Annotated in this window: 8 protein-coding genes; 2 read left to right on the plus strand and 6 right to left on the minus strand. The window is 39.4% G+C overall.

The genetic code is table 11. The annotated features are described in order from the left end of the window. Nucleotides 1-122: 122 nt before the first annotated feature. On the minus strand, nt 123-254 hold the full coding sequence (locus tag ACI35L_RS15120; RefSeq protein ID WP_439803221.1) for a hypothetical protein: 132 nt from the start codon (nt 252-254) through the stop codon (nt 123-125). Nucleotides 255-366: 112 nt separating this feature from the next. Between ACI35L_RS15120 and ACI35L_RS15125 the strand changes: the two genes are divergently transcribed. Continuing rightward, nucleotides 367-1,929 carry an esterase/lipase family protein gene (locus ACI35L_RS15125; protein WP_439803222.1) on the plus strand — a complete coding sequence of 521 codons (1,563 nt, stop codon included), beginning with the start codon at nt 367-369 and terminating at the stop codon, nt 1,927-1,929. A 189-nt stretch (nt 1,930-2,118) separates the two neighbouring features. After that, entirely contained in the window at nt 2,119-2,919 is an 801-nt protein-coding gene (locus tag ACI35L_RS15130; protein WP_439803223.1) for a hypothetical protein, read from the plus strand. A gap of 245 nt (nt 2,920-3,164) precedes the next feature. Here the strand turns inward: ACI35L_RS15130 and ACI35L_RS15135 are convergent, their stop codons facing one another. The 5 genes from ACI35L_RS15135 to ACI35L_RS15155 all read right to left on the minus strand — a co-directional run. Then, the gene (locus ACI35L_RS15135; RefSeq protein WP_439803224.1) at nt 3,165-3,500 is read right to left on the minus strand and encodes a hypothetical protein; all 336 of its coding nucleotides are present in this window, start codon (nt 3,498-3,500) and stop codon (nt 3,165-3,167) included. A gap of 172 nt (nt 3,501-3,672) precedes the next feature. Further along, complete coding sequence (locus ACI35L_RS15140; protein WP_439803225.1) at nt 3,673-4,125, minus strand: DUF1648 domain-containing protein; 453 nt, start codon at nt 4,123-4,125, stop codon at nt 3,673-3,675. Between the two features lie 175 nt (nt 4,126-4,300). Beyond that, entirely contained in the window at nt 4,301-4,501 is a 201-nt protein-coding gene (locus ACI35L_RS15145) for a hypothetical protein (RefSeq protein ID WP_049669960.1), read from the minus strand. A gap of 583 nt (nt 4,502-5,084) precedes the next feature. Next, the gene (locus ACI35L_RS15150; RefSeq protein ID WP_439803226.1) at nt 5,085-5,501 is read right to left on the minus strand and encodes a hypothetical protein; all 417 of its coding nucleotides are present in this window, start codon (nt 5,499-5,501) and stop codon (nt 5,085-5,087) included. Nucleotides 5,502-5,946: 445 nt separating this feature from the next. After that, nucleotides 5,947-6,192: CocE/NonD family hydrolase C-terminal non-catalytic domain-containing protein (locus ACI35L_RS15155; RefSeq protein WP_439803227.1), on the minus strand; the 246-nt coding region annotated here is incomplete at its 5' end.

The following is a 6,192-nucleotide window of genomic DNA, read 5'->3' on the forward strand; positions in this document are numbered from 1 at the left end:
GAGATACTCTACCTCCAGTCCATCACCAGAATAGTAGAAATACACATATACAATCTTCCTTCCATTTTCGTAAATCACCTTATACTGCTAGATTTGAGAGCTAAGTTTCTTTTTCACAAATGCTAAAACAGACGCAAGGTCCATTTGGGTCGAGTTTCATAATGCTCCATCTGTCCTTTGCTAAATGGATAAATTTCCTCAACATCTTCCGTGCCCGCTTTTAAGAATATAATTTCTTCATCTAATCCTTTCATTTTGACCGTCCTTTATCAATCCATTTATGAGTCATTTGTTACAGAATAAGGCATCTCTTCTCTTCATACAATTCCTTGTATTCAAAAAAAACGAATGTAATGGAGGATTTTAATGAACAGTCGATTGACGAGAAGATTCTTGGCTATTTTCTTATGTTTGATGATTATTGCGCCGTTTGGTCTGTCTTCAGATGTATCAGCGGGGAAGCTGAAGCCGCCGGGTGAAACCTTTACCCCTGGTGAGTGGTTCCTCGGTGACCGTCCACCAAATTACAATTCGTCGAAACCGCCCATTGTCTTTGTCCAAGGAAAGAACGGAAGCTCAACAAGCTGGTATGGGGAAACAACGTATCACGGTGTCAATGATATGTATACGAAGGCATATGATGCCGGATATCAGACCGTTTTCGTCCAGCTGTATGACGCAGCCGGCAATGGCTCTGAAAATCAATACACAAACGGGCGCCTGCTCGCCTCCATGCTCGGACAGATATCACGCCACTTTAACGGACAAAAAGTGAATATTATCGCCCACAGCAAAGGGGGACCTGATACCCAGGCAGCGCTGATTCACTACGGAGCCCACCCCTATGTGGGCAGGGTGATTACATTAGGCTCACCTCATCATGGCTCTGAGCTTGCAGACCTATCATACAGCTGGTATGCGGGATGGCTCGGGGAACTGCTTGGTCAGAATGATGCCGGCACCTATTCCCTTCAGGTCGGTGAAATGGCCAAATTCCGCTCCTCCACTGACAGCCATACGAACCGCAGCAAGAATAAATACTATACAGTAGCTGGAACGAACAAAGGCCCTGCCTTCTCTGCCCTAGCACTCGGCGGAGCCTACTTATCTTCCTTTGGTGCCAATGACGGCCTCGTCACAGCGACCAGTGCAAAGCTGCCATATGGCACACATTTATTCACCGACAGCACAATCGACCACGATAATATCCGCCAAGGCTCCAAAGTCTTTTCCCGAATTGAGCCTTATTTACGCAGTGCCGCTGTCAGCCAATTATCCGCTAATACTGAAACAGTCAATCAAATGGACACTTCCATTCATAGTGAATCCTCCAGTTATATCACCGGGGGCAAGCTCTCAGATAATCAATTAACGAAAAAAGAAATCTATGTCCCTGCCAAAACAACCGGAACCATCTCCGTCTACACAGCCAGCCATGACACGGCTGTCGAGCTGGTTGCACCAGACGGAACGGTTATGAAAGCTTCAGCCCCAATAAAAGATGAGACCATTCTTTCTGGCGCAAGCCTCTATTCATTCCAGCAGGTTGAGCTCGCTGAAGGCTCCTGGACGGTGCAAATGAAGGCAGCAAACACCAAGGATGCCTATCTGCTTGTATCCTCCTTTGACGAAGTTGAGAAGCTAGAGCTTGAGATGGCCGGAAAGGGCAAGGCTGACCAAACATCCTTCACCTTGAAAACACCGAAGCAAGCAGGATCAACAAGCCTTTCCATTAAATTCAGCGGACCGGATGGAAACGAACTTAAGCAAAATATCGTTCCTAAAACAGCAAACGGAGCCGCATACACAGCCAAGCTGCCGAAGGTTTCAAAACCGGGCGTTTACAATATGACTGTTGATGTTAAGACGAAGCATGCGAATGGTAAGGAATCGATCAGGACTATGGTACGGTCGGTTTATATTGAATAGATAAATAGAAGGGGCTGTCCCATAAGTCAATGAAGATTGACTTTTACGGGCAGCTCCTTCTTTCTCGTAAACGCTGATTTTTTATTTATCATTTATTACCAAGGTATTTTTTGGTACAATAAATTTGCAGATTATTCTGTTTTTGGGTATATATACTCTAAATAAGAACATCGGAGGATGGTTATGAGGATGAGGAATTTATTAGTCGTGTGCCTTGGTATTATTATCATTACTGGTGTGATGGCGGGCTGCAGCAACGAAGCCGCATCACCTAAAGAGGAAGTTGAGAGTCAAACAAAAGCAAAGGACACTTCGGAACCGCAAACGAGCGAAGATCAAGAAGTGGATGAGGAAGAAAAGTCAGAAGCGGAAGAAAGTACAGCAATGGCAGCTGATGTGGGAAATGCAATCGATTATACTGAAGCATTAGACCCTAAGAAGCCGATTCCATTTGGTACATACATGAAAACAACCATCTATTCTACGGAAGATAAGAAATACCACCCTGTTTATGTGAAACTCAATAAAATCACAAGTGAAAGCGACAATAGTGAATATGTACAGAAAGCACTGGATGAAAACAATGAAGAAGGTAATGAATATGATGCAATCCACAAAGAAGATTTAGATTTACCTGATGATGTCGAACTGAACATAATAGACTATGAAGTAATGGTACCAAAAGAATTCCCAGCCTCTGAGTTTGGCGGTGTCACTGGAATTAATATCAGTTTTACAGCGGATAACCTTGAAGGCGGCGGAATCCCGAGTAATAATGGCGGATCAGTCTATCTCGCTTTAGGTGCAGCAGACAAACTGTTGAGTCCAGGAGATAGAGAGACGACGTTTATGCCAGGCAGCACATATCCATTACGCGCCTATTATAGAATGGTAAAGGGATATGATGATTACCTGCTTGAAATAAACGCTTTTCCTGAAGGAAGTGATGGTCAAAGCGATATGAAAACAGCCTACTTTGCCATTAAATAATGGCTGCCATATAACCGCAAAAAGAAGAACCTCCATTTTAATCCCGAAAATGGAGGTTCGTTATTTCAGTCTGTTTTCATAAGGGTACTGAAACCTTACGTAACTAGAGGTTCAATAAAAAGTCAGAAATTTATTTATACGATAACGTTCTTCTTCCGCTAATCAAGCAGGAGCCACTGACCCGAAACTTCATCAATAGTATTCTGTTATCAATATTATTTTTAACGGAGCCTTATTATTACAACCTACATCAAAGAGTTTAAATCTCCCCAATTTACAATTATTAATCCAATTACAATACTATTTTTAAGAATATTCACCAACAATCTGTTATATTGACGATTTATAGCTTTATCTTCACTTATCAATATGGGTAAATTAATGTTTTCATCAGACTTTTCTATGTATGTAAATGCTCCCCAGACTATAACTGCTATTAGTGGCAACGCAATAAATCCCTTTACATCATCACCTCCTAAAACAGTCCATTTATAGAACACTTGGAAGAAACCTAAAGTAAGAACTACTAGTGCTAAAATATTCATCATAATTTCTAAAGGCATTTTCTTTGAAGGTGACATTTTAGGCCTTTCCTCCTCTTATCCCAACGTTTCAACCAATTATTGAATTAGTATATTGATCTGCTTCAGTACGCAGTAATCTATTCTTTCGTTAGCCTGACCCGATAGCTGCATAATAAAAAAGAGCTGATTAAAGCCCTTGATATGAGATATTTCCCCAATTTGTATAAAGTTATCTAATCTTTACTTGTTTGATTATTCCATACACGATGACGATAGCCACACTAACGATTAAAGCTGGAAAGAGCCAATTTCCTAATGGATTCTCCAATCCTTGTGCAATGGTGATGATTTCAAATGAACTTAAAGCAAAAAAAAGTAAACAGATATTTTTTAAACGATTCATCATTTTTCTGCTAACCAAATAAAATTCTTTGACATTATTTTCATTTAATCGTTGAGGATAATTATGTTTCTCCGGAAACCTTTCTATCCATTGCATTAAACCTGCAACGAAGGCCCCTGCAATCGGCAATATAATCATTTCTACCTTTGGACCAAAGCGGTCAACTTCCCCCGCTGCATTGAAATGTGCTGGCACTTTTTCAGGAAGCGCACTCCAATTAATCATTAAAAAGACGATAGAGCCTGAATAAACTGTATAGCCAATGATATCCAAAGCCAACTCACTCTCCGTTCTTTGAATGTTTATTTTGGGTCTTTCCCAAGAATTTGATATCCCCTTTACCTCCTTACTTCTCCCAGCCTTTATTTGTTAACCTGTTTCTAATCCTGCTGTAAACCACAACACGGTAGTAGTTTAAGAATACTGAAATTTCTTACTGAAGCTGTCAAATGATTTACATGAAGAAAGGCAATAGGATAACGAAAAATCCAACCACCAATAGAATAGTCCCAAAGATTCGAGATAACCACTTTTCGTTCCCAGTAACACCATTCCACAAAACAACATTCACTAAAAAGAGAGCTTTTTTCTTGAGTACTAAAAGGCCAATAAACATAATAAATACGCCAATAAAGATGGTCATGATGATTTCCATTCCCCTTCACCTCCAAGAGTACGATAATATTAACAGCCTCTTTTATTTTAACATAAATTACCAATCAACCAACATCGTATCCATTCACCAATTGACACCCTAAAATGTTTAGTCTTTTTATCAAATTCTTTACGAAAGAACTTACATATGCTTATAAAGCACAGAGTATATGTAAATATATGGTATAATGGTTAGCAAGGAATATTTTGGAATGGAGGCTGCCGAAAATGATTCTTTTGATTGGTCTAATGGTTACAGGAGTCATGATAGCTTTATATTTTAGCTATTTTGTGAAAGGGACAGGAAGCTTTTTAGACAGAAAAACAATGTTAAAGGAAGAATCAAGGATGGTAAGTTGTACAAAGTGTCATACAATCATGAAAAGACAAACGTATGGGCAACAATGTCCTGAATGCAGAGCATCTTTTTGAAACGTTCAGATTTCGATCTGAACGTTTTTAATTGCTGCTTCTTTTCTTGCGAATTAAATTGCGCAATAACTATACAATCTTAGAAAGAAGGAGGACGCACAGGTTTTGTGGGTCAAACTTATTATATAAATCATGCAACGTCCCATCGTTCACTACTCTACTAATGAATCAAATAAATGAAGTAAATCTTTTAGCTCTACTGGAAAGTCAAAGGGGTCTCCATCCTCATCATATAAATCTTCCATAATACTACGATCAATGATTTGCATGAAGTGAAGGAATCCATCTAGTACCGCCTGCTTCATAATCGAAACCGGAATCCACTCTGTACTCGTTTCGTCATATATTAATCTTACATGTGGATTGTCTTTATCAGCATTATTAACGAGTTTATTGTCCGCATGGCCCATAAAAATAATGAACTTCTCTTTATAGTTAAAAGTGTAATTACTGTAATAAAGCATAAGGTCTAACCATGTGCTGTGCAGATCATCTGTCGAGAGGATTTCAGTACGATTTTCGCCATCTATGATGAATGAAATTCCTCCATAGATAAATCCACTGTTCATCCTATATTGCCGCTTATAAACTTCTTTGCAGTATGAATCGTCCAGATTCACCCAATAATCGTTTTTACTATAGTCTATATACGGAAAATCCTGAAGATATGTTCTAATGCTGACATTGATGTTCATCACCCCATCTAATCATGATCTATTTGACAAACCGCAAGATTATTACAGGTACCACTACACCTATTTTAAACTACTTGCATCGTTTCCCATCAAAGAAAAACACCTACTTGTTTTAGCAGGTGCTCTTCTATATACATCTTTTATTAAGCAGTATATCCCGCCGTCTCCGACAAGTTCTATTGCCTTCTGGCAATATATCTTTACGAATAATTACTCATTTTCATAGCCTTCTTACTATGAATAAAATGAGTAAACTGCCATATTTTCAGCAAGTCATATGCCATATCGCTCGCTAAGCCTAATCCTTCCTTTATTCATTCTATTCATTTAAAGCATTACGCCCGCCGACAATTGGCAATGTAATTTCACTGCGAGTTGGTATTACAGTGATTTTTGTACCGGCTTTAGGACGAATCGTGTAGTCGTAATCGCTGGCAATAAGAACAATTCCAATCTGGTTCCCAGCCTTAAATACATAATCTTTAGGCTCCATTTCCCATTCAAATGTGTAATCCCTGCCCGGAACGATTGATTTAGACCGCTCTCTGGATTGGATGTTTTGCGG

Origin of the sequence: Pradoshia sp. (assembly GCF_051873915.1) — a bacterium.
Lineage (GTDB): Bacteria > Bacillota > Bacilli > Bacillales > Pradoshiaceae > Pradoshia.

Excerpts from the sequence above, each read along its gene's own strand:
- ACI35L_RS15145 (WP_049669960.1), bottom strand. The coding sequence starts at position 4,501 with ATGGAAATCATCATGACCATCTTTATTGGCGTATTTATTATGTTTATT.
- ACI35L_RS15125 (WP_439803222.1), top strand. The coding sequence starts at position 367 with ATGAACAGTCGATTGACGAGAAGATTCTTGGCTATTTTCTTATGTTTG.
- ACI35L_RS15130 (WP_439803223.1), top strand. The coding sequence starts at position 2,119 with ATGAGGAATTTATTAGTCGTGTGCCTTGGTATTATTATCATTACTGGT.
- ACI35L_RS15120 (WP_439803221.1), bottom strand. The coding sequence starts at position 254 with ATGAAAGGATTAGATGAAGAAATTATATTCTTAAAAGCGGGCACGGAA.
- ACI35L_RS15135 (WP_439803224.1), bottom strand. The coding sequence starts at position 3,500 with ATGTCACCTTCAAAGAAAATGCCTTTAGAAATTATGATGAATATTTTA.
- ACI35L_RS15150 (WP_439803226.1), bottom strand. The coding sequence starts at position 5,501 with ATGAACAGTGGATTTATCTATGGAGGAATTTCATTCATCATAGATGGC.